The sequence below is a fragment of the Vagococcus jeotgali genome (assembly GCF_035918315.1).
Classification (GTDB): domain Bacteria; phylum Bacillota; class Bacilli; order Lactobacillales; family Vagococcaceae; genus Vagococcus; species Vagococcus jeotgali.
In genome coordinates, this window is the sequence record NZ_CP142146.1 from 243,914 (window position 1) to 270,204 (window position 26,291).

The following is a 26,291-nucleotide window of genomic DNA, read 5'->3' on the forward strand; positions in this document are numbered from 1 at the left end:
TATTCTGTAAAGACAATGAAACGGAGGGACATCTTTTGATCGATGTAAATAAATTTGATAGTATGCAAATTGGCTTGGCTTCCTCTGAAAAGATAAGAAGCTGGTCATATGGTGAAGTAAAAAAACCAGAGACAATAAACTACCGTACTTTAAAACCCGAACGTGATGGTCTTTTCTGTGAGCGTATTTTCGGTCCTACTAAGGATTGGGAATGTGCTTGTGGAAAATATAAACGTATTCGTTATAAGGGAATTGTTTGTGACCGCTGTGGTGTTGAGGTAACTCGTTCGAAGGTTCGTCGTGAACGTATGGGACATATTGAACTAGCCGCTCCAGTAACTCATATTTGGTATTTTAAAGGTATCCCTAGTCGTATGGGTCTTGTACTAGACATGAGCCCAAGAGCACTTGAGGAAGTTATTTATTTTGCTTCTTACGTTGTGACTGATCCAGGAGATACATCACTAGAATTAAAACAATTATTAACAGAGCGTGAGTACCGTGAAAAACGTCAACAATATGGCAATGCATTTCAAGCTGGTATGGGTGCAGAAGCGATTAAACGCTTATTAGAATCTGTTGATTTAGAAGGTGAAGTTGCCTCTTTAAAAGAAGAATTAAAAACAGCTTCAGGTCAAAAACGTACACGTGCTATTCGTCGTTTAGACATTTTAGAAGCCTTTAGAACATCTGGAAATGATCCAGACTGGATGGTTATGGACGTTGTACCAATTATTCCTCCAGACTTACGCCCAATGGTTCAACTAGAGGGTGGACGTTTTGCAACAAGTGATTTGAATGACTTATATCGTCGTGTGATTAACCGTAATAATCGTTTAAAACGTTTATTAGACTTAAACGCACCTGGTATTATCGTTCAAAATGAGAAACGTATGTTACAAGAAGCAGTGGATGCTTTAATTGATAATGGTCGTCGTGGTCGTCCAGTTACTGGACCAGGTAACCGTCCACTTAAATCTTTATCACATATGTTAAAAGGGAAACAAGGTCGTTTCCGTCAAAACTTACTTGGTAAACGTGTGGATTACTCAGGTCGTTCAGTAATCGTTGTTGGTCCATTCTTAAAAATGTACCAATGTGGTTTACCAAGAGAAATGGCAATTGAATTATTCAAGCCTTTTGTGATGCATGAATTAGTTAAGCGCGAAATCGCAAGTAACATTAAAAATGCTAAACGCCAAATTGAGCGTCAAGAAGATGCTGTTTGGGACGTATTAGAAGATGTTATTAAAGAACATCCAGTTTTACTTAATAGAGCACCTACATTACATAGACTTGGTATCCAAGCATTTGAACCTGTTTTAGTTGAAGGTCGTGCGATTCGTCTTCACCCATTAGTATGTGAGGCTTATAATGCCGATTTTGATGGGGATCAAATGGCTGTTCACGTGCCATTAAATGAAGAAGCCCAAGCTGAAGCACGCCTATTAATGCTTGCTGCACAAAATATTTTAAATCCTAAAGATGGTAAACCAGTTGTAACACCGTCTCAAGATATGGTTTTAGGTAACTACTATTTAACAATGGAAGAGCCTGGCCAAATTGGTGAAGGTATGGTCTTCCGTGATTTAGATGAAGTTGTTTTAGCATGGAGAAATGGTTATGTTCACTTACACACACGTATTGGTCTGCAAACAACATCAATGCCAGAAAAACCATTCACAGAATGGCAACGTGAGCGTATTTTAACAACGACTGTTGGTAAAGCAATCTTTAATGAGATTATGCCACCAGAATTCCCATACTTAAACGAACCAACTGATTATAACTTAACTGTTCAAACGCCTGATAAGTACTTTGTTGAAGCAGGTACTGATATTCCTGCCTTCATTAAAGAGCAACCAGAAGTTGGACCGTTCAAGAAGAAAAACTTAGGTAATATTATTGCTGAAGTCTTCAAACGTTTCAAAATTACTGAAACATCTAAAATGTTAGATAGAATGAAAGATTTAGGTTACAAACACTCTACTTATGCTGGTATGACAGTAGGGATTGCTGATATCGTAGTCTTACATGAAAAACCTGCTATGATTGATGCCGCTCATAAACAAGTAGACACTGTTACGAAACAATTCCGTCGTGGTTTAATCACAGATGATGAGAGATATGAACGCGTTATTGGGATTTGGAACGCTACAAAAGATGCTATCCAAGAAAAACTGATGGAAAGTTTAGATTCACGTAACCCGATTTTCATGATGAGTGATTCTGGTGCCCGTGGTAACATCTCCAACTTTACCCAGTTAGCTGGTATGCGTGGACTGATGGCTGCTCCAAATGGTCGAATCATGGAGTTACCGATTGTATCGAACTTCCGTGAAGGTTTAACGGTCTTAGAAATGTTTATCTCAACTCATGGGGCTCGTAAAGGTATGACAGATACGGCTCTAAAAACTGCCGATTCAGGGTACTTAACTCGTCGTCTAGTAGATGTAGCCCAAGATGTTATTATTCGTGAAACAGATTGTGGAACTGATCGTGGTCTTAATATTCGTGCGATGAAAGAGGGCAATGAAATCATTGAAACTCTTGAAGAACGTATGCTAGGTCGCTATACTCGTAAATCAGTTATTAATCCTATAACTAAAGAAGAAATTGTTGGAGCTAACGAAATTATTACTGAAGATATCGCTCGTCAAATTATTGATGCTGATATTGAGGAAATTACAATTCGCTCAGTCTTCACATGTAATACAAAACACGGTGTATGTAAACACTGTTACGGACGTAACTTAGCTACTGGTTCAGAAGTTGAAGTTGGTGAAGCAGTAGGAACAATTGCTGCCCAATCAATTGGTGAGCCTGGTACTCAGTTAACAATGCGTACGTTCCATACGGGTGGGGTTGCCGGAGATGATATTACTCAAGGTTTACCTCGTATCCAAGAGATTTTTGAAGCACGTAATCCTAAAGGGGTTGCTGTTATCTCAGAAGTAGCTGGTGAGGTCATTGATATTACAGAAGACCAAGCTGATCGTACAAAAGTTGTGATTGTTAAAGGTGAAACAGATACAAGAGAGTATTCAGTGCCTTATACATCACGTCTTAAAGTAGCTGAAGGTGAGATGATTGATCGTGGAACACCACTAACTGAAGGGTCAATTGATCCTAAACAATTATTAGCAGTAAAAGATGTGTTAGCTGTTGAGAATTATTTATTAAAAGAAGTACAAAAAGTATACCGTATGCAAGGGGTAGAAATTGGCGATAAACATATTGAAGTAATGGTTCGTCAAATGCTACGTAAAGTAAGAATCATGGATCCAGGTGATTCAGATATCTTGCCAGGTACATTAGTTGATATTAGTGAGTTTAAAGATCGAAACTACAACACATTAATTTCTGGTGGTATTCCAGCAACAAGTCGTCCTGTTCTCTTAGGTATTACAAAAGCCTCTCTTGAAACAAATAGTTTCTTATCTGCTGCATCATTCCAGGAAACAACACGTGTGTTAACTGATGCTGCAATTAGAGGTAAAAAAGACCACTTACTTGGACTTAAAGAAAATGTTATCATTGGTAAAATCATTCCAGCTGGTACTGGTATGGCTAAATACCGTAACATGGAACCAAAAGAAGTGGGAGTTGCTAGTGAAAATGTGTATAGTATCAGTGATATTGAAGCACAAATGGCTGCAGCTGATGCCATTACAATAAAAGAATAAACACCTTAGCTTAAATCTATTTTGATTTAATGTATAAGAGTTATCAAAAACACCTCCGTTTTTTACTGTAAGTAAAAAACGGAGGTGTTTTAATTTTTATTGATTGAAATAATATTCTTTAAATGGCCTACCTACTTTTGTATAAACTGTTTTTGATGTGACGAGGTGATGTTCTTCTAAAAAAGTGACATATTTACGAATCGAAACATGAGATAATTGGCACTTATCTGCTAGTTCTTGGATGGTAAAGGACTTAGGATTTGATTTAATGATAGACAAGATATGGTCCATTGTTTGCTGTGATAGCCCTTTATCTAATACTAAATCTTTTACTTGGTGTTTCGTTGTTTGATTTGTCAGATGGTCAATAGTATCTTGAGTAGTCTTTTCTTCTGAGAGTAGAGCATGTTTTTCTAAAAACAATTGAATACTCTTTTCAAACCGCTCATGAGTAAAGGGTTTTAATAAATAGTCAATAACACCTAGTCTAAGACCTTCTTGAACAGTCTGTAATTCATCAGCTGCTGTAATTAAAATCACATCAATTGGTAGCTTTTGTTGTCTAATCATCATTAAACAATCTAGCCCGTTTTCATTTTTTAGGTGAATATCTAAAAGTAATAAATCAACTGTCTGCTTTTGTAAGTAATCAATAGCATTTGAAACAGTATTAGTGGAGTAAATATTATCAAAAATAGCCATTTTCTCTAAGTAGCTACGGTGAATAAATTCTACCATGGGGTCATCTTCTAAAATTAAAACATTCATGTGTTTACTCTCCCTTGTAATATGTCATTAGTGTTAAGTGAATTCTATTGTCTTCTTTGATCAAGTTGAATTCTCCATCAACAATTTCAATTAAATGATGAAAATATGGCTCTTCTAAAGCTATGATTAGACTTTGGAAAATTTGTTGTTCTTCAAGGCACTCATAAGTTGTAAATAACCTGTCAGTTTGTTGTTCAAAATTTAGGAAAATAAATTCAGGTAATTCTAGTTTTAATAAAGTATGGTGAATGTAGCGAATCACATTAATTAAGTGAATCGTATCTTGATCCTGTTCTAGATTTGGAATCTCCGAGAGCAGTTCAATGGTTAATTGGGCTTTACATTCTGAAAAGCGCTCTCTTTCACCAATCAGAAAACTAGCAAATAATGGGTTATGACAAAGGATAGCTAATCTGTTGGAAAATTCCTGTTCTGGAATGAGTAGCTCAGATAAATAAATAGTCAACTCATCATAGGCTTTTAAATCAGTCAATCCATAAATCACGTGAAGTTTATTCATAAATTCATGTGACTGAGTTTGCAAGGCACTGGCATAAGCTGTTGTGTTTGCTAGTTGATCTGTGACAAATTTTGATTCTGTAGCGTTTCTTAGAAAAATAATAGACCCAATACGTTTTTGTCTGACAATGATTGGAGAGATTGAAAATAAATAATCTTGGCCTGCTTGTTGATAGATTTGTTCATGGCCGACGGCTAAATCTATCTGATCTAGATGGGTTAGTAGGTAATCTAAATGCTGTTTTAGTAAGTATTCAGTATTAATACCATTTTGTTTAGCAAATTCCTTAGTAGCAATATTAACTAATGTAATTCGGTTCTTTTTATCTAAAACAATCACGATATCTTTTGACTCATTCAACATGGCATTACGTTCTTCAAGTAATGAAGAAATTTCCCATGGTTTCAAATTGTGTAATTGTTTCTTTAGCAAGTATGCGATGAAAACCGAGATAACACCTGCTAAGAGAATACTAGATAATAAGGAAATCTTAAAACCTCTTTGTGATTCATTAACAATGGTATCTAAAGTTGATAATTTTATACCTAAAGCAACAACACCAATTTGTTGTTGTTTTTTATTATATACAGGCTCAAGTATTCTAAGAGATGTCCCAAGTGTTCCTCTGTTGATTGAGGAGACGGCTTCTCCTTTTAAGGCAGGTAGTTCATCGCCACCTTCAAAATGTTCCCCGATTTTTTCTTTGTTAGGGTGGGTGAGTCTAATACCTTCCATCGTCATGACGACAGCGAAATCAATACCATAGTTTTCTTGAAAATCATCAGTGTATTGACTCAACTCAGGACTTGCGTCGCCTTTTTTCAGGGCCTCAATTACAATTGGTTCACGAGCGAGTTGCTTTCCTTCAGCAAAAAGTCTTTTTGTTTCATTTACCTCAATAGTTGCTGAATTTTCTTTAAGTAAAAAGGTATATAACGCGGTATTTGTCACTATTAAAGTGAGGGTGAAAATAACAGTAATCACAAGCCATAAGCCTATTTTTTTATTCATAAGTGTCTCTCCAGTGATATATTGTGAAAAAATAAATTTAATTAAATTAATTGATTTATTTAAGTTAGTTAAATAAAGTTCATTTTGGAAAACGCTATCTTTATAATGAAATCATTAAGGAAAGAGGAGCGTAAATAAATGAAACAAACTCAGTCGATGAAAAATACGGCGCAACAATCAGGTGTAACATTTAAGGAAAAAGCAAAGAAATTTTATGTTGGTCCAGTACCTCTACCAGTGTATCTTACCTTATCCCTTGTTATTCTGGCAACAGCTTTATTCCAACAATTACCAGTTAACATGCTTGGTGGATTTGCTGTTATTTTAACATTAGGTTGGTTACTAGGTACAATTGGTGCAAATATTCCTGGATTTAAGAATTTTGGTGGTCCTGCGATTTTATCATTACTTGTTCCGTCAATTATGGTATTTTTTAATTTATTAAATGATAATGTCTTAGCGTCAACAGATATCTTAATGAAGCAAGCAAACTTTTTATACTTTTATATTGCTTGTTTAGTTTGTGGTAGTATACTGGGAATGAACCGCATCATTCTTGTTCAAGGATTAATGCGTATGATTATTCCAATGCTAATCGGAATGATTTGTGCTATGGGTGTGGGGACTCTTGTTGGTGTATTACTAGGTTTAGAATGGCAACAAACCTTATTCTTCATTGTGACACCTGTTTTAGCTGGAGGTATTGGTGAGGGTATCTTGCCGCTGTCCTTGGGTTATAGTGCCATAACGGGACTCGGTAGTGAACAATTAGTAGCACAACTTATCCCTGCAACAATTATTGGTAACTTTTTTGCGATTATGTGTTCAGCTATTTTATCTCGTTGGGGAGAAAAACGCCCAGATTTATCTGGTAGCGGTCAATTAATCAAAGCAAAAGACGGAGTAGATATGTCTGATGCAATGAAAGAAGATAATTCACCAATTGATGTAAAATTAATGGGTGCTGGTGTTTTAACAGCTTGTACGTTATTTATCACAGGGTCACTACTACAATACTTCACAGGGTTTCCTGGGCCAGTATTAATGATTGTGGTTGCTGCATTTTTAAAATATATTAACGTGGTTCCTAAAGAAACAGAAAAAGGTTCAAAACAGTTATACAAATTTATTTCTGGTAACTTTACATTCCCATTAATGGCGGGACTTGGTATGTTATATATTCCACTAAAAGATGTGATTGGCGTGTTAACATGGCAATATTTCTTAGTCGTGATTAGTACCGTATTTACAGTTATTGCTACAGGATTTTTCGTATCACGCTTTATGAATATGTATCCAATTGAAGCAGCTATTATTTCTGCTTGTCAAAGTGGTATGGGTGGAACAGGGGACGTTGCGATTTTAAGTACAACAAACCGTATGAACTTAATGCCATTTGCCCAAGTTGCAACACGTTTAGGTGGTGCGATTACAGTTATTTCTATGACAGCTATATTGAGAATGATCTTTTAATTAAAAACTTAGGAGGAAGTAAAATGAGTCAAGATGTAAGAGAATTAGCAATTGAACAAGCAAAAAAACATGGTGGTAAACTTGAGGTAACACCAAAAGTTCCAATTAACAATCGACATGATTTAAGTATTGCCTACACACCAGGAGTAGCAGCTGTGTGTACTGAAATTGCAGAAGATAAAGATAAGGCCTATGAATTAACAACAAAGAAAAATACCGTAGCAGTTGTTAGTGATGGTTCAGCAGTTCTTGGTTTAGGTAACATTGGTGCAGAAGCCTCTATGCCAGTTATGGAAGGGAAAGCTGCATTGTTCAAGCGTTTTGCTGATGTTGACTCAATTCCTATTGTTTTAGATACACAAGATACTGAAGAAATCATTTCAATCGTTAAAGCGATTGCTCCAACATTTGGTGGAATTAATTTAGAGGATATCAGTGCTCCGAGATGTTTTGAGATAGAACAACGCTTAATTGAAGAGTGTGATATTCCAGTGTTTCATGATGATCAACATGGAACAGCTATTGTGGTGTTAGCTGCAGCATTTAATAGCTTAAAACTAATTGGTAAAGATATAAAAGATGTAAAAATTGTTGTAAATGGTGGAGGTTCTGCTGGGCTTTCTGTGACCCGTAAGTTCTTAGCAGCAGGGGCTAAAGATGTGACTGTTGTGGACCGTGTCGGTATTTTAAATAAAAAAGATGCAAAAAATTTACCAGCTCATCATGCTGAAATTGCTGAGTTAACAAATCTAAGGGGTCTATCAGGAACTCTTGAAGATGCTTTGGTTGGTGCTGACATTTTTGTTGGCGTATCAGCTCCAGGTGTCTTAAAACCTGAATGGATTAAAACAATGGCAGCTAAACCAGTTATTTTTGCTATGGCAAATCCGACACCAGAAATTTTCCCAGATGAAGCTCTTGAAGCAGGTGCTTACATTGTTGGAACAGGTCGTAGTGATTTTCCTAACCAAATTAATAATGTTCTAGCTTTCCCTGGAATTTTTAGAGGGGCACTGGATGCTCGTGCAACGTCTATTACAATTGAGATGCAAATTGCAGCAGCTAAAGGAATTGCAAGTTTGATTCCTGATAGTGAACTAACAACTACTAATATTATTCCAGATCCATTCCAAGAAGGCGTGGCTTTAGTTGTAGCAGATTCAGTAAGAAATTCAGTTAAATAATGATAAAAATGAAAAGTAGGTTGGCTTATTAAGTCGACCTATCTTTTTTATTTATAAAAAGATTAGAAATAATCCTATTGTTAAAAAAGGTACGAAGGGGATTTTATGATGTGTTTTTCTAGTTATCATCTTCCAAAGTAGAATCCATAATAAAGCACTACTAGAAGCATAGAATAATAACCAGATAAATTGAATAGGACTTAAAACTAAAGACCAACTTAGTAACAATTTTAAGTCCCCACCACCAATGTATGCTGGAAATAACCATATGATAAGGTTGCTAATGAAGAACAATACTAAAAAAAATAAGAAATGAAAGTGGCTTATACCGATTTCTAAAGCATAGCATAACAAAATAAGAGGAGTAGCAATATTAAAAACTAGAGGAGAGACTTTGAAGGTTTTAGCGTCATGAATAGCTAGTAATGAACTTGTCATGAGCATCAATAGTTGAAAAAAAGGTAAAGATAAATTACGGAATTGGTTAATGATTATCATTATTATCACCTCATTTAAAAGATACGTTTAATGGGGAATTATTTTTTATTTGTTTACATTGTGTGATAAACTGATATAACGATGATGATATTCAATGAGGGTGAAAAATATGTTTAAGAAAAATTGGTTTTATATTTTATTAATCAGTCTACTAAGTATTGGTTTAACAGGCTGCGGGGAAAAAGGCTTACCAGATGATGAAGTTGGTAAGTTATTTGTTGATCGCTTGGTTTATGACAAACGATCTAAAGAGTTTAAGGAATCTTTTGTTGATGGTGATGTATTAGATAAACAAATGCAAGTAATGACAGTTTCTATGCAGGAGAGCTTTTCGACAGTATTTGATGCAGTTGCTGATAATTTAACAGATGACGAGCGAGAAAAAATTTCACAAGGGCTAATGGAACGAGTTCGAAAAACGGCACAATATGAGGTTGAAAGCTCAGCAGAAGGTAAAGATAAAATTAAAGTAACTTATCATATTCAAGGTTTTGATTATCCAGAATTTGTTGGAAGAATGATGACAAACATGTTGAAAACAGGAGAAGAATTTGAACCTAACAGCCAAGAAGCTGGACAATTAGTTTTTCTATCCTATTTTGAAGCATTAGAAGACACAGAAGAGAGTCCTGATATTGTTGATGTGACGATTAATTTTGAAAGACAGAAAAAACAGTGGTTGGTTAGTGATAATCAAGATGAGGATGTTGATAGGTTGTTACTGGCTTTTATGTCAGGTACAAGTAGTTCAGACAGTTATGAACTTAAAGTAAATGATGCAGTTAATCAAGCAGTTGAAGAAGCTAAAAAAAGACTTAAGTAAAGTGCAATCATTGGCCTAATTACTATAAAGGTGTTATACTGATTGTATTAACAAATAAAGGAGAATGATACAATTATGAAAAATGAACAAACAAAACGTATTTTAAACCAAGCGGTGGCAGATCTTAGTCAATTTTCAATTGTTATTCACCAAACACACTGGTATATGAGAGGCGAAGGCTTTTTAGTTTATCATCCGAAAATGGACGAGTACATGGATGATATCAATGAGCGTGTTGATGTGGTAGCAGAAAGACTAATCACAATCGGTGGTAGCCCTTATTCAACTCTAGAAGAGTTTAAAACGAATACAAAAATTAAAGATGAGCCTGGAACATTTGATAAATCAATGGTTGAGCGTATTGAAAACTTATTAGAAGGATATCGTTACTTAGCCGATCTATTTCGTCAAGGTATTGATATTACTGAAGAAGAAGATGATATTGTGTCTCAAGATATTTTTACATCAATGAAGGCTGACTTTGAAAAAACAATCTGGATGTTATCTGCTGAGTTAGGTAAAGAACCTGGTTTATAAAATAAAAAAATGCTTAGAGGGATTATCTCTTAAGCATTTTTTTTTGTCCATTTTTAGAAATGAAATAGTAATAAATGATGTAAGTTCCTATGGCTAAAATGAAGCAGATAAAGCCAATTATAAGACCAGGTGGAGTAAATTTCATGCTCACATCATGTACGCCGCTTGGGACGGTAAAAGTTAAAAAACCATCTTTAAAAGCTTTAGTTGGTACTTTTTTATTATCAACCTTAACTTGCCATCCTTTATCAAATGGAATAGAGGTAAAGACGACTTGTTCTTCAGGCGTTTCAATATGGGCTGTTGCTTGTCTGTTACTTACTTTAAAATCAACAGCACGTTCGCTAATAGCATTCATGGCAGCTTGATATTTTGGAATGTCTAGTAAAATTACAGGAGGATCAGTAATAGTAACTTCTTCTGTTCCGTAGAAAGATACAGTAAACGTTACAGTAGCATCATCCTTAAAGTAGCCTAAGTTGTAATACTGACCGGTAATACCAATTTGAGATTTGTAAGACATGCCATCAGTAGAGACAGTTGCTGTTGAGCTTTTTAGTGCCCCAAAATTTTCTGGGTAAATACTCAAATAGGCCTGCTTGCCTGCTGGTACGTCTACTTCAAAGGTAATGTCTTTAGCAATTTCACCTTCTTTTTCTTTAATTGTCATATAGTCACCTGCTTTATATGAGATATCAGCATTAGTTGACTTAATGATTCTTGGTGTTAAAGAAGTATAGTAGAGCTCATTTAAGTTAGATAGATGATTGACTAAATTTTGTTGAGATTTTAAATTATTTCCTTTTGGAATATTAACATTATAAATATCAGCATCAGTTAGTACACCAAGAGGTAAGGTGTTTTTGTTATCAAACAATTGATATTTTCCTTTTTGGCTAACTCTATTAAAGCCGTACTTATCAATTCCTTGATCACTAATATTATGTTTTATTCCCATTAAGCTATCCATCATTAAAGTGTTATTTTGATAGCGAATATTTAAGTTAGTTCCTCTTGATCTAAAACCTAAATCATTTAATAAAGAGGAAGAATGGCGGTTTCTAATGGAAGAAAACATACTGATACCACTATACCCGTAATTAAAGCTATCATTAGCAGAAATAGGGGCAAGGGATTCTAGGCGTTTAAAACTTTGTTTGTTGCTAGCATTTGCCTCATCAACAAGTCCTTTATAATCAGGGTAGGGATCAGAAAAGACACTTCTAGAAGCATAATTCCAATCATCTAAAATACCATAAAGCATAAAAGAGGTATTGATATAAGCCTCCCCGGTCACAATAAGTAGTAGCAGCAGTGCTAAGCTTTTTTTAGGTAGTTTTTTTAGTTGATAGAAAACAATGCTGATGAGATACAAACCTAAAAATAAAATAGTCACAACGTATTGTTGTAAAGTGACATAATCATAAGCCTCTTTTCCTGAAGCAAAGAAAGCAACGGAAAATAGAACTGCTAAAACAATTACAATGGTCACCATTTGTCCTCTATTGTCTTTTGAAAATTGTTCCCATCCATATCCTGCTAACATGACAACTAAAAAGGAAAATAGAAAACTAAAGCGGAATAAAAACATATTGGGAGCATGAAATCCATGCCAAAATAAATTTAGTGGCTCTAAATAAAAACTAAGGATTAAAATGATAAACAACCCACCATAGGCCAATTTGTTTTTTAATGTTACTTGATTGGTAACAAAGTAAAAAATACAAAACAGCAAAGGCAGTAAACCAACGTAAATAAATGGAATGGAATCATACTTTGTCGTGTCGAATACACCGATCATATTTTTCATTATGATATCCCAAAACCCAGTAGCTGCTGTTTTAATTTTAGTCATCTCTGTTAATTTTTCCCCGTTAGTACTTAAATCAAGGACAGCCGGTAAAATCATCACCATAGAAGCAATACCTGCGAGAAAAGCTGTTATAAAATAAGGAATAATCGATTTAATATATTGCTTTTTATTGGTTAGTAATCTGGCAAAATAATATAAAACAGAGAATACTCCTACCATAAAGCCGAAGTAAAAATTCGTTATAAATAAAAGTAAATAAGCGACGAATAATAAAGCTGATTTTCCTTTATCCATAATTTGATTAATACCTAATATGATTAATGGTAAATACATAAAAGTATCTAGCCACATGATTAACTCTGATTGAGCTGTGGCAAACGACATCAAGGAATATGTCACGCTTAAGGTAATATGTGACCATTTTGATAGTCTGTACGTCTCTTTACTGTAAAACCAAAAGGCTAAACTAGCAGCACCAATTTTTAGTAACGTCAGCACATAAAGAGCATCAGGCATATTTTGATTTTTAAATAGAAAAACGATAGGTGTGAAAATACCACCTAGATAATAAGAAATTAGTGACCAATAATTTAAACCAAGAGAAGCATTCCATGTATAAAAGGCACTTTGCTCACCATGCATCATATTATTAAAGCTAGCATGAAAATTTGAGAACTGGGAAAAAGCATCACTAGCTAAAACACTTCTAGAGCTGCCAGGATAAATTCCTAGACTGATGTAGACACCAATCATAATAAGAACAGGAATAAAAAAAGCAATTAGTCCATATTTTCCATTAGTTTGAAAGGATTTTTTTACTTTATCCATCATGATCTAACCTGCCCTTCACCAAATACTACATATTTTGAGGTTGTCAACTCATTTAACCCCATAGGCCCTCTAGCATGAATTTTTTGAGTGCTAATGCCAATTTCTCCACCAAATCCAAATTTGCTACCATCAGTAAATCTAGAAGAGGCGTTGACATAGACGACAGCAGCATCCACTTCTTGCATAAATTTTTGAGAGTGTTGATAGCTATCTGTCACAATAACTTCAGAATGCTTGGTACCGTAATAATTAATATGTGAGATAGCTTCATCTAAGTTTTTGACAATCTTCACAGCTAGAATCAAATCATTATATTCTGTTTTAAAATCAGCTTCGGTTGCTAATGTAGCGGCTGTTAAATATTGTTGACTTTCTTTATCTGCCCTAAGAGCAACCCTTTTATCTGTTAAGATGGGTTCGGCCGTTGTTAAAAAGTCTTTTGCAATATCTTGATGGACGAGTAAAGTTTCAGTAGCATTGCACACTGAAGGACGTTGGGTTTTCCCGTTTAAGAGAATCGATATGGCCATATCTAGTTGAGCTTGTTTATCTACATAGATATGACAATTGCCTACTCCAGTTTCAATGACAGGAACAGTGGCTGTTTGTACTACTGTTTTAATTAAATTAGCTCCACCTCTAGGAATTAGAACATCTAAATAATCTGTTAACTGCATAAATTCAGCTGCAATCGCTCTAGATGTATCTTCGATTAATTGCACAGCATATTTTGGAAATCCAACACGTTCCAGGGAAGCTTGCATACTTTTTACTAATGCTATATTCGAAAAGATAGCTTCCTTACCACCGCGCAAGATAATCGCATTACCTGATTTTAGAGCCAAAGTTGTAGCGTCTGTTGTGACGTTTGGTCTGGATTCATAAATCATGCCAATCACTCCAAGTGGGACTTGTTGTTTTCCTATAAGCAAATTGTCCTCTTGCTTCCACATGTTATCTACTTTACCAATAGGATCTTCTAAAGAGATAATCGTCTTAATATCTTCTTGCATGACATCAAGGCGCTCTTTTGTTAATTTTAAACGATCAATCATTGTATCAAAAATTTTGTTGTCTTTAGCCTTTAAAATATCTTGTTTATTGGCTTCTAATATTTGAGGTGTATCTTGTTTCAACCCTAAAGAGATGGCCTCTAAGGCTTCATTTTTTTGTTTTGTTGTGGCTTTATTTAAGAAAAAAGAGGCTTGTTTAGCTTCTTGTCCCATTTGATTTAAGTCGCTCATTTGTCTGACTCCTTTATGTTTAGATCTGTTTTAGAAAACAAAGTACCTATGTCTTGTCCTTTTAAAATGTCAAAAATGATACTAGGGTTTTTACCGCTTGCCAGGACCATATGTGAATCAACATCCAGCATGCGCTTAGCAGCTTTTAACTTACTTGCCATACCACCTGTTCCAAATTCACTACCAGCACCGCCAGCAGATGATTCTAGTTCTTTTGAAATAGTTGGAATATGAGAAAAAAGTGTCGCATCTGGGTTTGTGTGAGGGTTATCTGAATAAAACCCATCAATATCAGATAACATAATTAAGCAATCAGCCTGTGCTAGTGTTGCAACAATAGCTGATAGTTGATCATTATCTCCAAATTTTGTTTGATGATCCAGCTCATCCACAGAGACGCTATCATTTTCATTTACAATGGGAATAATCCCCATTTGGATTAGTTCATCTAAAGTATTAATGACATTTTCCCTACTTTCAGGAAAATCAATGACATCTCGTGTTAACAGAACTTGTGCTGATAGCTGGTGGTAAGAATTAAAGCGCTGATTATATATCTTAATGAGTTCAGACTGACCAATAGCAGCAACAGCTTGCTGTTTTGCAATAGTATCAGGCCTAGTATTTAAATTAAGTATTTTCATACCAACACCAACAGCGCCAGAAGACACAAGAATTGGTTCGTAGTTCATTTGTTTTAGGGTAGATAAGGTGAAGGCTAGTTGAGCAATCGCCAATAAGTTAATATCCCCATGCTCTAGCATTAAGGAGCTAGTGCCTATTTTAATCACAATGCGTTTTGTATTTAAAAAAAGTGCTCGTTCCAAGAATATAATCTCCTATTCTTTTAATCATTTCTATTATCCATGCTTATCATGATACCGTATTTAACAAGTCTAAGCTACCGATTATAAGTATAATATTTGTATAAAAAAAGTGAATAATTAACGAACAGCTTTTATTAAATTTAAACGATTGACTTTAAAGAAAGTAGGTATATAATTCGCCTTGGTATTATATTTTAGAGGTTAGTGGAACAAGAAAAAAATAGTCATCACATTGACAAATTTACCTTAGGTGGAACATTGGTAGCAATGGGAGTTGTTTATGGAGATATAGGAACGAGTCCGTTATATGTTATGAAAGCTATTATTGAAGGTAACGGTGGATTAGATTAAGTATCAGAGGCATTTATATTAGATGCTGTTTCCTTAGTTTTTTGGACGTTGACACTGCTTACGACAGTAAAATATGTCATGATTGCTCTAAAAGCTGATGATCAGGTTTAAACCCATTTGATGCTTTTGTCATGAATGCTAAACTTTGGATAAAAAATGGGCAGTGGACCCAGGCAAATGGTTTGGTTTAGAATATAGTGATGTTTTAGTCGAGTACGTGCCTTTAGTTATTCAACCAAGAAGACAACGTGATATTTTAGAACAAATTATAGTTCATGATTTTGACGAAGAAGACTAATGTGTGAAATAAAGAGTAAGATTTTGGTCTTACTCTTTTTATTTGTGTTATTTTCAGTTAGGATAAATGAGTATAAAAAATAAAAAGTGAGGTTTAGTTATGACAAGACAACGTGGATTTGAGAAGGTAACGAGCTTTTCAGATATTAATTTACCAAAAAGAGCAACAAAAAATGCAGCTGGTTATGATTTTGAGTCAGCAGAAACGATTGTTATTCCAAGCATTTGGAAAAAAGGGGTAGCAGTAGCCCTAAAAGCGGCTTTAAAAGGTGAAGCTATTTTTATGGATGAGGATATGTTGAAGCAAGTAAAACCAACCCTTGTTGCAACAGGAGTGAAGGCTTATATGGGTGAGGAAGAATACTTACAACTAGCTAACCGATCAAGTAACCCTTTAAAACATTACTTGTCTTTAGCTAATAGTATTGGGGTTATTGATAGTGATTACTATAATAATGAAGCTAACGAAGGGCACATTATGTTCCAATTTTTGAATTTTGGTCTAAAAGATATGACAATTAAAAAAGGTGAGCGTATTGGACAAGGTATCTTTTTACCATTTTTAAAAGCTGATCATGATGAATCTGGGGCAAGCCGCATGGGAGGATTTGGATCTTCAGGAAAATAAGGAAGTAAAACACAAGATTATTTTTTGATTTTCAGTTAAAATAGAAGTAGGTAAGCTTGTTTTAAAACTGGTTGAAAGGGAGATTATATGGCTAAAAAGAAAAATGAATATGTCTGTCAACAATGTGGGTATAAATCTCCTAAGTATCTTGGAAGGTGTCCTAATTGCGGAGAGTGGAACACTTTAGTTGAGGAGATTATTCAAGATAAACCAACAAGACATTCTCGTGTCAATTTATCTGGTGAGGGCAGCAAAGTTCAAAAATTAAAAGAGGTCACAAGTCAAAAAGAGCCTCGTGTGAAAACAAATCTAGAGGAATTAAACCGTGTGCTAGGTGGTGGAGTAGTACCAGGTTCTATGGTCTTAATTGGTGGTGACCCAGGTATTGGTAAATCAACACTACTTTTACAAGTATCTCAGCAACTTAGCCTCTTAGATGGTAATGTGTTATATGTTTCTGGTGAGGAAAGCTCTGAACAAATAAAAATGCGAGCAGAGCGTCTGCAAGATGGTAGTAATGATTTTTATGTGTACCCAGAAACAGATATCGGTGCCATTAAGCAAACCATTGACCAACTACAACCAGAATTTGTTATCATTGATTCGATTCAAACAATGATTCATCCAGATGTAGATAGCGCAGCTGGTAGTGTAAGTCAAGTCAGAGCTACAACGGCTGAATTGATGCAAATTGCTAAGACGAACCATATTGCGATTTTTATTGTGGGACACGTCACAAAAGAGGGGTCTTTAGCTGGCCCTCGGATGCTTGAGCATATGGTGGATACTGTTCTTTATTTTGAAGGTGACAGGCATCATACGTTTCGTATATTACGAGCCGTCAAAAATAGGTTTGGCTCTACCAATGAAATTGGGATTTTTGAAATGAGACAAATCGGACTGGTAGAAGTATTAAATCCATCCGAAGCTTTTTTAGAAGAGCGGATTGACGGGGCAACAGGTTCTGCTATTGTGTGTTCTATGGAGGGGACAAGGCCGATTTTAGCTGAAGTCCAGTCCCTTGTAACACCAAGTGTATTTGGTAATGCTAAGCGTACTGCAACGGGTCTTGACTATAATAGGGTATCACTTATTATGGCTGTTTTAGAAAAAAGAGCTGGACTTATGCTTCAAAATCAAGATGCTTACCTTAAAGCTGCTGGAGGTGTTAAATTAGATGAACCAGCGATTGATTTAGCCATTGCCGTCAGCATTGCCTCAAGTTATAAAGATCAAGGAACGCTACCATCAGATTGCTTTATTGGTGAAATTGGATTAACTGGTGAAGTTAGACGAGTCAACCGGATTGATCAACGTGTGTTAGAAGCACAAAAATTAGGATTTAAGCGTGCCTATGTACCAAAAAATAATTTACCTGGTTGGGATAAACCACAAGGAATTGAAGTGATTGGGGTTGAAACAGTATCAGAAACTCTACACAAAGTATTTTCATAAAAGAAGGAGGAGAATGAATGCAGAAAAAAATATACATTGTCATTATGGCAATCATTGGGTTTAGTTTAGGCGTGAACTATTTACCTGTTTTTTGGGAGACCCTTTATTCGCCTGTACAAGAATGGTTAGATAACGAAATGACAAACGGAATTATTGGAGCCATTATTTTTATTATTATTGCAAGTTTGACGTATAGCTATCTATCTAAATTAATTAAAAAAATTGAGAAGTTTATTACAGAACAAAGTCTATTTGATTTGTTATTTGTGAGTGTAAGTACAATCATTGGCCTGTTATTAGGTGCTTTAATATCGATTCCGTTTTACTCTTTAAATATTTTAGTTCCAGCTTTAATTATGTTAGTGATGGGATTTTTAGGTTATAGAGTGGGGACGATGAAGGGAGATGACTTTAAGAAGTTATTTGCTGCTAAGCCTAAAAAAGGTACAGAAGATATTATTGATAAAAAATTAGATGAAAACTACAACAAGTATAAAATATTAGATACAAGTGTGATTATTGATGGGCGTATTTATGATGTTGCTAAAACAGGATTTATTGAAGGGACGTTATTAATTCCTAATTTTGTTTTGTATGAGCTACAATATATTGCTGATTCTGGTGACAGCTTAAAACGTGTGAGGGGTCGCCGTGGTTTAGATATTTTAAATGCTCTTCAAAAAGAACCTGATATTTCAGTTGAAATGTATGAAGGTGATTTTGAGGATATTCAAGAAGTGGATAGCAAATTAATTAAGTTAGCTAAGTTGTTGGATGGTGTGGTTGTGACAAATGACTATAACCTAAATAAAGTGAGTGAGTTTCAAAACGTGCCAGTATTTAATATTAATGCTTTAGCTAATGCGATTAAGCCTGTTGTCATACCAGGAGAAACAATGGAAGTGATGGTGATGAAAGACGGAACAGAACGCCAGCAAGGTGTTGCTTACTTAGATGATGGTACGATGGTTGTGGTAGAAGATGGGAAACATTTCATGAATGAAAAGATTAAAGTCGTCGTGACAAGTGCCTTACAAACAGCAGCAGGTCGCATGATTTTTGCTAAGCCAAGTCATTCTCAAACAACGATTAAAGGTGATTCTTAATTTATTAAGAAAGTCTAAAGGAAGAACCTTTACTAATGATGAAAATGATTGTAAACTGGTTGTAATAACGTTTTTTAAATAAAATACGTCAACAAGGAAGGTCGATAACATGGCAAACAAAGTAAGAGTGCGTTATGCACCAAGTCCAACAGGACATCTACATATAGGAAATGCAAGAACAGCATTATTTAACTATCTATTCGCTCGTCACAATAACGGAGATTTCGTAATAAGAATCGAAGATACCGATCAAAAACGTAATATTGAAGGTGGAGAAAAAAGCCAATTAGATAATTTAGCTTGGTTAAATATTGACTGGGATGAATCCCCTGAAAATCCAGGAGAGTACGGCCCTTACCGTCAATCTGAAAGACAAGATTTATACTTACCCTTAATCGATCAATTATTAGCAAGTAATTTAGCATATAAGTGTTACTGTACTGAAGAAGAATTAGAAGTTGATCGTGAAATTCAAAGAAGTCACAATCAAATTCCACGTTATAACGGGAAATGTGCTCATTTAACACCAGAACAACAAGCTACTAAAGAAGCTCAAGGGATTAAGCCAGTTGTCCGCTTTAGAGTTCCTAAAGGTAGTGAGTATACGTTTAATGATATGGTTAAAGGTAATATCACCTTTGAAGCAGACAGTGTTGGTGGGGATTTTGTTATTTTAAAACGTGATGGTATGCCGACATATAACTTTGCTGTAGCAGTGGATGATTATTTAATGAAAATCACTCATGTACTACGTGGGGATGATCATATTGCTAACACACCTAAGCAATTAATGGTGTATGAAGCATTTGGTTGGACACCGCCAACGTTTGGTCATATGACGTTAATTATTAACAGTGAAACTGGTAAAAAGTTAAGTAAACGTGATGAAACGATTTTACAATTTATCGAACAATACCGTGATTTAGGTTATCAACCAGAAGCCATGTTTAACTTCATCAGCTTACTTGGTTGGTCACCAGTTGGGGAAGATGAAATTTTCAGTCAAGAGGAATTTATTAAGATGTTTGATGCTGATCGTTTAGGTAAATCCCCAGCAGCTTTTGATAATAAAAAACTTGAATGGATTAGTAATCAATATATGAAACAACTTGATTCAAAAGTGATGGCAGAGATGTGTCTACCATTTTTAATCAAAGATGGCTTAGTGGAAGAAAATCCAACACCAGAAAAATTAGCATGGGTTGAAGAGTTGGTGAGCTTATACCAACCACAAATGAGTTTTGCAAGTGAGATTGTTGATTTATCAGGTTTATTCTTTAGTGAAGTATTAGCTTTTGATGATGCTGCTGTTAGTGTATTAAAAGAAGAGCAAGTTCCAACTGTTCTTGAAGCTTTTAAAGTAGCTTTAACTGAGATAGAAGCTTTTGACGTACCTAGTATTAAAAAAGCTATTAAAGCTGTTCAAAAAGAAACAGGTGTCAAAGGAAAACAATTATTTATGCCAATTCGTGTAGCTGTGAGTGGTCAAATGCATGGTCCAGAATTAGCTGAAACAATTCTATTACTTGGAAAAGAAAAAGTCTTTGATCATATTGATCAAGCAATGAAAGAAATACAAGGATAAGAAAAGTAGTAGGGCTATTGTCTTAAGAGAGCTTGTGGTTGGTGTGAACAAGTGTCAAAGTTCTATGAAGTGCCTCTTTGAGTAGACTTGGTGACTAATTAGCCAGGTACGTGTAATAGGCGTTAACTATTAAAAGTTAGGCACGATTTTTTGTCTATAAAAAAAAGTGGAACCACGTGAGAACGTCTTTTAGTTTAGTTGACTAATAGGCGTTTTTTTATACGTTAACCAAAGGAGAGAAAAAAGATGAGTATTGTCATTTATAATACCTTAACTCGTAAAAAAGAAGAATTTAAACCATTAAAACCAAATGAAGTGAGCATGTATTTATGTGGCCCGACTGTTTATAATTATATTCATATAGGTAATGCTAGAAGTACAGTGGCTTTTGATACAATCCGTCGTTACTTTGAGTACCGTGGTTATAGTGTAACGTATGTATCGAATTTTACTGATGTAGATGATAAAATTATTCGCACAGCTAAAGAAGAAGGACTAACAACAAAAGCTTTGGCAGATAAATATATTGAGGCATTTAAGGAAGATACGGAAAAATTAAATATTCAACCTGCAAACTTACACCCTCGTGTGATTGATCATATTGATGACATTATTGCTTTTGTTGAAGAGTTGATTGAAAAAGGCTATGCTTATGAATCCGAGGGGGGTGTTTATTTTAAAACCCGCGAATTTGGTAACTATGGACAGTTAAGTAATAAAACTATTGATGAATTAGAGGTAGGAGCTAGTCAACGTACAGGTGATGAACAAGCTAAAAAAATTGATCCAATTGACTTTGCTTTATGGAAGCAAGCTAAAGAAGGAGAAGTATCATGGAAGTCACCTTGGGGAGAGGGACGTCCTGGTTGGCATATTGAGTGTTCAGTTATGGCTACAAAGCATTTAGGAGCAACGATTGATATTCATGCTGGAGGACAAGATTTAGAGTTTCCTCATCATGAAAATGAAATCGCTCAAAGTGAAGCCAAAACAGGTAAGACGTTTGCTAATTACTGGATGCATAATGCTTACTTAACAGTTGGTGAGTCAGGTGAGAAGATGAGTAAGTCTTTAGGTAATTTTGTCACAGCCCATGAGCTTATGAAAACTGTTTCTCCTGAGGTTGTCCGTTTTGCTCTATCAACAACTCATTATAGAAGACCAATGCCCTTTAATGAAGTGATTCTTCAAGAAGCAACAGCTAATTTGACTAGAATAAAAAATAGTTATGAGGCTAGTAAATTTAGAATAGACTTAGCAAGTGAATACTTAGAAGATGATACTCATATGATGGATCAAATCTATAAATTAAGAGACATGTTTATTCAAGAGATGGATGATGATTTTAATGCAGCTAATGGAATCACAGCTGTTTATAGTTTAGTTAAAGAATTGAATTTATATCTTGAAAGAAAAGAGCTATCAAAAGTAGTGCTATCTATTTTCCAAGAAACATTGGAAGAATTATTACTTATTTTTGGTATTGATCTAAAAAAAGATAATGATCTATTGGATGAAGAAATTGATAACTTAATTAAAGAGCGTGTTGAGGCAAGAGTCAATAAAGATTTTGCTAGAAGTGATGAGATTCGTGACATGTTAAAAGAGCAGGGAATTATATTGAAAGATACCCCTCAAGGAACAAGATGGAGTAGAAAGTCATGACAAAAGAAAAAGATTATAATTTATTAAGTGGATTGACATTAGCATATGTGGGTGATGCTATTTATGAAACCTATATCCGTGATTACTTAGTGAGATCAGGGCATACTCGTCCTAATCAACTACACCGCATGGCAACAAACTATGTATCAGCCAAAGGACAACATTATTTAATCGAAAAGATGATGGAGACTGATATGCTCTCAGAAGAGGAGTTAAAAGTATACAAACGTGGGCGTAATGCTAAAAGTCATACGAGTGCTAAAAACACCTCAGTATTTGTATATCGCTCGTCAACTGGATTTGAAGCATTAATGGGTTATTTACATTTGACTGGTCAAAAGATGAGGATGGAAGAGTTAATCACTTGGTGTATTAAAGAAATAGGAGAGAAGACAAATGAGTAGACAAAGAAGAGAAAAACCAGATTTTAGTAAAAAAAATCATCACAAAAAGTCACGAGACAACCACCGAGGAAAACAAGCTCAACGCGATATGTTGGTTGAAGAGAGTGAAGAGGCGACACTAGAGGACACGGTGATTGGCAAACATGCTACTACTGAGGCATTAAAAGAAAACCGTGGTAACAAATTATTTTTACAAGAAGATATTAAAGGAAGTAGAATTGAAGAGTTAAAACAACTAGCTCAGGAAAAATCCGTCTCAATTAAATGGGTACCAAAAACCAAATTAGATGAGATGGTAGACGGAGCAAATCATCAAGGGATAGTTATGAAAACAACACCTTATGAGTATTTATCTTTATCTGAATTATTAGAAAAAACAAAAGAAAAAGAAAATCGTTTCTTTTTAATATTAGATAGTATTATGGATCCACATAATTTAGGATCAATGCTTCGTACGGCTGATGCAGTTAATGTAGATGGTGTCATTATTCCAAAACATCGTGCCGTTGGTGTGACACCTGTCGTTGTAAAAACGTCAACTGGGGCTGTGGAGCATATTCCTATTGCTCGTGTGACCAATCTTTCTCAAACAGTGAAAGAATTAAAAGAACATAATATTTGGGTATTTGGAACAGACATGACAGGTACGGATTATCGTGAGTGGAATGTATCTGGTGATATTGCTTTAATTATTGGTAATGAAGGAAAAGGGATGGGACAAGCTCTTAAAAAAGAAGTTGATGAGATGATTACCATTCCCATTGAAGGACACGTTCAAAGCTTAAATGCTGGTGTAGCAGCTGGACTTCTCATGTATGAAGTTTACCGTAAACGTTCTTAGAAAAAGGAGGCGATGTTTTTGAAGCATCAAGTCTTATTTGTAGATGGTTATAATATGATTGGTGCCTGGCCAGAATTAAACCGATTAAAAAAAACAGATCGCTTAAAAGAGGCAAGAGATAGATTGTTATTTATCCTTTCAAATTATGCAAAGTATAAAGGAATCGAGATTATTGTTGTTTTTGATGCCCAGCTGGTCCCTGGTATCCAAACTACTTTCGATGAATATGGTATGACAGTTATTTTTACTAAGGAAGATGAGACAGCAGATACTTATATTGAACGAGAAGCCAGTCAAAGAATCAATGCCTTAACCCATGTTCGTGTAGCTACAAGTGATATGGCAGAGCAGTGGATCATTTTCTCAAAAGGAGCTTTGAGAGTTTCTGCTAGAGAATTATTTAATGAGATTAAAGAAACAAAACGCATGATTAAGTCTGATACAGAAGATTATCGTTATCAAAATTTGAGGCGTAATAGTCCTTGGACATCAGATCAAATGACACAATTACAAAATTTATTAATGGAGCTAAACGACGACTAGCAGGTTGTTGTTTAGTTTTTTCTTTTATAATTTTCATTTGTCAAATTAAGCTAGACAAAATGTCATTGTCTACATAGCTCAAAAATACTTCTAATGGTGTTTTATAGTTTAATGATTTTCTAGGAATATTATTTCTTTTGGATGCAACAGATTGAATGAAAGATTCATCAACTTCGTTGAAATCCATTTTCTTAGGCAATCCATCCTTACGCAATAGCCCATTAGAATTTTCATTTAAACCTCGTTGTGAAGGTGTACCAGGGTCAGCAAAGTAGATATCAATATCATTTAAGTTACTGATAGATTTCCAGTTAGAAAATTCTTTGCCACAATCAAATGTGATAGATTTAAACAAGTGATTAGGGCATTTTTTTAACCATTCATTTAAGCTATTCTCAATATCTATAGCGTGTCTCCCTGTTGGCTTTAAGGTAATAATAACTTTTGATAACCTTTCAACTAATGTAATAACAGCACTTTTATGATTTTTCCCAACAATAGTGTCACCTTCTAGGTGACCAAATTCACTTTGAAACTCGTTATGCTCAGCGTCTCTCTGATGAATGGTTCGTTTAAATGCTTGTTTACCTCGTTTTTCTTTATGCCCATTAGGTTTTCTTTTACCTTTCATTGGTAAAGTTGTGGAATCAAAAGATTCACGCGAGAACAATCTATAAAGTGTCCGAACAGAACAAGAAATAGAAATCTCAGCACGACCGATAATCACGTCAGGAGTCCATCCTTGAGCCACTTTGTTTTGAATATATTTTGTTTCATTATCAGGTAAAGAAATAGGACGCCTTCCACATTTCTTTTTATTTTTTTGTATCTTTGATAGTAATCTAGAATAGATAATCCCTCATTTAAAGCGTTGTAAACATTATAAATAGTTTGTCTTGATCTTTTTAAAGTATCAGCAACATGTTTAACTTTTTTAGCTTGGTGATAATAAGATTCTATTAAAACAAGCTCGTCTGTAGTAAGATGTACATAGGTCATTTGTGATCACTCTCCTTGTTTTCTTTCGTCGGAAATAAAATTTGGACAATTTGAGTGTATCACAAATGATTTTTTTATTTGTCTAGCTTAATTTTACAATCGGCGAATAAAAAAGTTCCTATTCTAATGAAAAAAACGTTCAATATAGGCACAAAAAATGTTATAGTGATAACAAGAGGAGAGATAGCGCTTACTATCGGAGGTAATGATGGATAAAGCACTAGAAAGTTTAATTAATAAAGCTAAAAATGGCTGTCAAGATTCTTTATGTGACATTTTTGAGATGTATAAACCAATTGTTTTGAAAATTCGCCATCGTACATATTTAAAAGATTATGATTTAGATGATTGGTTACAAGAAGGTAGAATATCATGTTTGCAATCTGTAGAGACCTTTGATGCAACTCGTGGTGTGACTTTTGGAAATTATTTTAAAGGCAATTTTACTCGTCATACCTATAGTTTGATTAGAAAACAAGAAGCTAAAAAAAGAAAAAGTCCCGATGTGGTGATCTCTTTTGATGATTATATCAAGTCAGAAGAGATGACACGTCTTGATATCACGACGGTAGGAAATGTGGAATATATTTTTATTCGAGAAAGCATTGAAACATTTAGTGCCGATTTATCAGAGTTTGAGAGGCAATCTTTTTTAAAAATATTATCGTCTGATTCGGATATGATTTTATCGGAGCAGGAATTACGAGCCTTAAGCCGAGCAAAACGTAAATTAAAAAAACATTTACTCTAAAAAAATGAAAGCTTATCTCTCCTTTTTTATTAAATTATCAATTAAAATAACATAAAATAGTTGAAAAAACAAAAATAATATGGTAAAATTTGAAAATTTATATTGATTATGTTACAATGTCCGAGAAGAGGTGATGGGGATGTCTATAAGTATCGCGACAATTAAAGAAGAGTTAGAAAATAAAGTTGGGAGCCGTATTAAGTTAGTTGTTCAAACTGGCCGAAAACGACAAACTGAACGACATGGAGTCTTATCAGAGATATATCCATCTGTATTTATTGTAAATCTAGATCAGGATGAAAATTCATTTGAGAGAGTATCATATAGTTATGCTGATATATTAACTCATTCAGTAGAAGTAAAGTTTCATGATCACACAGAAGAACCAGTGGAATAAATGGAAGAGCCTAGGAAACTAAGGCTTTTTATTTTACAAAAAAAATGGAGGTTT

General features: G+C 34.7%; 22 protein-coding genes, 2 pseudogenes and 1 other annotated feature. Of the genes and pseudogenes, 17 read left to right on the plus strand and 7 right to left on the minus strand.

Annotation, left to right across the window (positions count from 1 at the left end; translation table 11 throughout):
- Positions 1–35: 35 nt before the first annotated feature.
- Positions 36–3,686 carry a DNA-directed RNA polymerase subunit beta' gene (gene rpoC, locus VSF34_RS01340; RefSeq protein ID WP_326717331.1) on the plus strand — a complete coding sequence of 1,217 codons (3,651 nt, stop codon included), beginning with the start codon at positions 36–38 and terminating at the stop codon, positions 3,684–3,686.
- A 96-nt stretch (positions 3,687–3,782) separates the two neighbouring features.
- On the opposite strand, the gene VSF34_RS01345 is transcribed toward rpoC, so the two are convergent.
- Both VSF34_RS01345 and VSF34_RS01350 read right to left on the minus strand, forming a co-directional pair.
- On the minus strand, positions 3,783–4,454 hold the full coding sequence (locus VSF34_RS01345) for a response regulator (protein ID WP_326717332.1): 672 nt from the start codon (positions 4,452–4,454) through the stop codon (positions 3,783–3,785).
- A 4-nt stretch (positions 4,455–4,458) separates the two neighbouring features.
- A complete protein-coding gene (locus VSF34_RS01350; RefSeq protein ID WP_326717333.1) occupies positions 4,459–5,985 on the minus strand; it encodes a Spo0B domain-containing protein in 1,527 nt (508 codons plus the stop codon).
- Positions 5,986–6,141: 156 nt separating this feature from the next.
- Between VSF34_RS01350 and VSF34_RS01355 the strand changes: the two genes are divergently transcribed.
- Together VSF34_RS01355 and VSF34_RS01360 are read left to right on the plus strand one after the other, a co-directional pair.
- Positions 6,142–7,458, plus strand: a complete 1,317-nt coding sequence (locus tag VSF34_RS01355) for a 2-hydroxycarboxylate transporter family protein (protein WP_326717991.1) — start codon at positions 6,142–6,144, stop codon at positions 7,456–7,458.
- Between the two features lie 23 nt (positions 7,459–7,481).
- Entirely contained in the window at positions 7,482–8,642 is a 1,161-nt protein-coding gene (locus tag VSF34_RS01360) for an NAD(P)-dependent malic enzyme (RefSeq protein WP_326717334.1), read from the plus strand.
- A gap of 51 nt (positions 8,643–8,693) precedes the next feature.
- On the opposite strand, the gene VSF34_RS01365 is transcribed toward VSF34_RS01360, so the two are convergent.
- Positions 8,694–9,140, minus strand: a complete 447-nt coding sequence (locus tag VSF34_RS01365) for a hypothetical protein (protein ID WP_326717335.1) — start codon at positions 9,138–9,140, stop codon at positions 8,694–8,696.
- Positions 9,141–9,249: 109 nt separating this feature from the next.
- Between VSF34_RS01365 and VSF34_RS01370 the strand changes: the two genes are divergently transcribed.
- Both VSF34_RS01370 and VSF34_RS01375 read left to right on the plus strand, forming a co-directional pair.
- Positions 9,250–9,963 carry a hypothetical protein gene (locus VSF34_RS01370; protein ID WP_326717336.1) on the plus strand — a complete coding sequence of 238 codons (714 nt, stop codon included), beginning with the start codon at positions 9,250–9,252 and terminating at the stop codon, positions 9,961–9,963.
- Between the two features lie 75 nt (positions 9,964–10,038).
- Complete coding sequence (locus tag VSF34_RS01375; RefSeq protein WP_326717337.1) at positions 10,039–10,500, plus strand: Dps family protein; 462 nt, start codon at positions 10,039–10,041, stop codon at positions 10,498–10,500.
- A gap of 22 nt (positions 10,501–10,522) precedes the next feature.
- On the opposite strand, the gene VSF34_RS01380 is transcribed toward VSF34_RS01375, so the two are convergent.
- The 3 genes from VSF34_RS01380 to proB are packed head-to-tail and all read right to left on the minus strand — an operon-like array spanning position 10,523 to position 15,152.
- Entirely contained in the window at positions 10,523–13,144 is a 2,622-nt protein-coding gene (locus VSF34_RS01380) for a YfhO family protein (RefSeq protein ID WP_326717338.1), read from the minus strand.
- Positions 13,141–14,388 (minus strand): glutamate-5-semialdehyde dehydrogenase, encoded by a 1,248-nt coding sequence (locus tag VSF34_RS01385; protein WP_326717339.1) that lies wholly within the window; start codon positions 14,386–14,388, stop codon positions 13,141–13,143. Before VSF34_RS01385 ends, VSF34_RS01380 begins: the two co-directional genes overlap by 4 nt.
- Positions 14,385–15,152: a glutamate 5-kinase gene (gene proB / locus VSF34_RS01390; protein ID WP_326717992.1), complete on the minus strand. Its 768-nt coding sequence runs from the start codon at positions 15,150–15,152 to the stop codon at positions 14,385–14,387. The genes VSF34_RS01385 and proB overlap by 4 nt, the downstream gene beginning before the upstream one ends.
- Before the next feature lie 330 nt (positions 15,153–15,482).
- Between proB and VSF34_RS01395 the strand changes: the two are divergent.
- The 10 genes and pseudogenes from VSF34_RS01395 to VSF34_RS01440 form a co-directional block, all read left to right on the plus strand.
- Positions 15,483–15,668: pseudogene (locus VSF34_RS01395) on the plus strand (KUP/HAK/KT family potassium transporter); the annotation flags it as partial.
- Between the two features lie 43 nt (positions 15,669–15,711).
- The gene (locus tag VSF34_RS01400; RefSeq protein WP_326717340.1) at positions 15,712–15,864 is read left to right on the plus strand and encodes a hypothetical protein; all 153 of its coding nucleotides are present in this window, start codon (positions 15,712–15,714) and stop codon (positions 15,862–15,864) included.
- A 99-nt stretch (positions 15,865–15,963) separates the two neighbouring features.
- A complete protein-coding gene (locus VSF34_RS01405) occupies positions 15,964–16,491 on the plus strand; it encodes a dCTP deaminase/dUTPase family protein (protein ID WP_326717341.1) in 528 nt (175 codons plus the stop codon).
- An 87-nt stretch (positions 16,492–16,578) separates the two neighbouring features.
- Positions 16,579–17,946, plus strand: coding sequence for a DNA repair protein RadA (gene radA, locus VSF34_RS01410; protein WP_326717342.1), 1,368 nt, complete (start codon positions 16,579–16,581; stop codon positions 17,944–17,946).
- Between the two features lie 17 nt (positions 17,947–17,963).
- Positions 17,964–19,052, plus strand: a complete 1,089-nt coding sequence (locus VSF34_RS01415) for a PIN/TRAM domain-containing protein (protein WP_326717343.1) — start codon at positions 17,964–17,966, stop codon at positions 19,050–19,052.
- 109 nt (positions 19,053–19,161) lie between these two features.
- The gene (gene gltX, locus VSF34_RS01420) at positions 19,162–20,637 is read left to right on the plus strand and encodes a glutamate--tRNA ligase (protein WP_326717344.1); all 1,476 of its coding nucleotides are present in this window, start codon (positions 19,162–19,164) and stop codon (positions 20,635–20,637) included.
- Positions 20,622–20,830 (plus strand) — a binding site (T-box leader). It overlaps the preceding gene by 16 nt.
- A gap of 53 nt (positions 20,831–20,883) precedes the next feature.
- Entirely contained in the window at positions 20,884–22,302 is a 1,419-nt protein-coding gene (gene cysS, locus VSF34_RS01425; protein ID WP_326717345.1) for a cysteine--tRNA ligase, read from the plus strand.
- Entirely contained in the window at positions 22,299–22,706 is a 408-nt protein-coding gene (locus VSF34_RS01430) for a Mini-ribonuclease 3 (RefSeq protein WP_326717346.1), read from the plus strand. The genes cysS and VSF34_RS01430 overlap by 4 nt, the downstream gene beginning before the upstream one ends.
- Entirely contained in the window at positions 22,699–23,547 is an 849-nt protein-coding gene (gene rlmB, locus VSF34_RS01435) for a 23S rRNA (guanosine(2251)-2'-O)-methyltransferase RlmB (protein WP_326717347.1), read from the plus strand. Before VSF34_RS01430 ends, rlmB begins: the two co-directional genes overlap by 8 nt.
- 18 nt (positions 23,548–23,565) lie before the next feature.
- Positions 23,566–24,090, plus strand: a complete 525-nt coding sequence (locus VSF34_RS01440; protein ID WP_326717348.1) for an NYN domain-containing protein — start codon at positions 23,566–23,568, stop codon at positions 24,088–24,090.
- 40 nt (positions 24,091–24,130) lie between these two features.
- Here the strand turns inward: VSF34_RS01440 and VSF34_RS01445 are convergent.
- A pseudogene (locus VSF34_RS01445) lies at positions 24,131–25,089 on the minus strand (IS30 family transposase).
- Between the two features lie 208 nt (positions 25,090–25,297).
- On the opposite strand from VSF34_RS01445, the gene VSF34_RS01450 reads away from it, so the two are divergent.
- Positions 25,298–25,840, plus strand: a complete 543-nt coding sequence (locus VSF34_RS01450) for a sigma factor (protein ID WP_326717349.1) — start codon at positions 25,298–25,300, stop codon at positions 25,838–25,840.
- 139 nt (positions 25,841–25,979) lie between these two features.
- Entirely contained in the window at positions 25,980–26,237 is a 258-nt protein-coding gene (locus VSF34_RS01455; RefSeq protein ID WP_326717350.1) for a Veg family protein, read from the plus strand.
- The last annotated feature ends 54 nt before the right edge of the window (positions 26,238–26,291 follow it).

Excerpts from the sequence above, each read along its gene's own strand:
- VSF34_RS01345 (WP_326717332.1), bottom strand. The coding sequence starts at position 4,454 with ATGAATGTTTTAATTTTAGAAGATGACCCCATGGTAGAATTTATTCAC.
- VSF34_RS01350 (WP_326717333.1), bottom strand. The coding sequence starts at position 5,985 with ATGAATAAAAAAATAGGCTTATGGCTTGTGATTACTGTTATTTTCACC.
- VSF34_RS01355 (WP_326717991.1), top strand. The coding sequence starts at position 6,142 with ATGAAAAATACGGCGCAACAATCAGGTGTAACATTTAAGGAAAAAGCA.
- VSF34_RS01360 (WP_326717334.1), top strand. The coding sequence starts at position 7,482 with ATGAGTCAAGATGTAAGAGAATTAGCAATTGAACAAGCAAAAAAACAT.
- VSF34_RS01365 (WP_326717335.1), bottom strand. The coding sequence starts at position 9,140 with ATGATAATCATTAACCAATTCCGTAATTTATCTTTACCTTTTTTTCAA.
- VSF34_RS01370 (WP_326717336.1), top strand. The coding sequence starts at position 9,250 with ATGTTTAAGAAAAATTGGTTTTATATTTTATTAATCAGTCTACTAAGT.
- VSF34_RS01375 (WP_326717337.1), top strand. The coding sequence starts at position 10,039 with ATGAAAAATGAACAAACAAAACGTATTTTAAACCAAGCGGTGGCAGAT.
- VSF34_RS01380 (WP_326717338.1), bottom strand. The coding sequence starts at position 13,144 with ATGATGGATAAAGTAAAAAAATCCTTTCAAACTAATGGAAAATATGGA.
- VSF34_RS01385 (WP_326717339.1), bottom strand. The coding sequence starts at position 14,388 with ATGAGCGACTTAAATCAAATGGGACAAGAAGCTAAACAAGCCTCTTTT.
- proB (WP_326717992.1), bottom strand. The coding sequence starts at position 15,152 with ATGCTAGAGCATGGGGATATTAACTTATTGGCGATTGCTCAACTAGCC.
- VSF34_RS01405 (WP_326717341.1), top strand. The coding sequence starts at position 15,964 with ATGACAAGACAACGTGGATTTGAGAAGGTAACGAGCTTTTCAGATATT.
- radA (WP_326717342.1), top strand. The coding sequence starts at position 16,579 with ATGGCTAAAAAGAAAAATGAATATGTCTGTCAACAATGTGGGTATAAA.
- VSF34_RS01415 (WP_326717343.1), top strand. The coding sequence starts at position 17,964 with ATGCAGAAAAAAATATACATTGTCATTATGGCAATCATTGGGTTTAGT.
- gltX (WP_326717344.1), top strand. The coding sequence starts at position 19,162 with ATGGCAAACAAAGTAAGAGTGCGTTATGCACCAAGTCCAACAGGACAT.
- cysS (WP_326717345.1), top strand. The coding sequence starts at position 20,884 with ATGAGTATTGTCATTTATAATACCTTAACTCGTAAAAAAGAAGAATTT.
- VSF34_RS01430 (WP_326717346.1), top strand. The coding sequence starts at position 22,299 with ATGACAAAAGAAAAAGATTATAATTTATTAAGTGGATTGACATTAGCA.
- rlmB (WP_326717347.1), top strand. The coding sequence starts at position 22,699 with ATGAGTAGACAAAGAAGAGAAAAACCAGATTTTAGTAAAAAAAATCAT.
- VSF34_RS01450 (WP_326717349.1), top strand. The coding sequence starts at position 25,298 with ATGGATAAAGCACTAGAAAGTTTAATTAATAAAGCTAAAAATGGCTGT.
- VSF34_RS01455 (WP_326717350.1), top strand. The coding sequence starts at position 25,980 with ATGTCTATAAGTATCGCGACAATTAAAGAAGAGTTAGAAAATAAAGTT.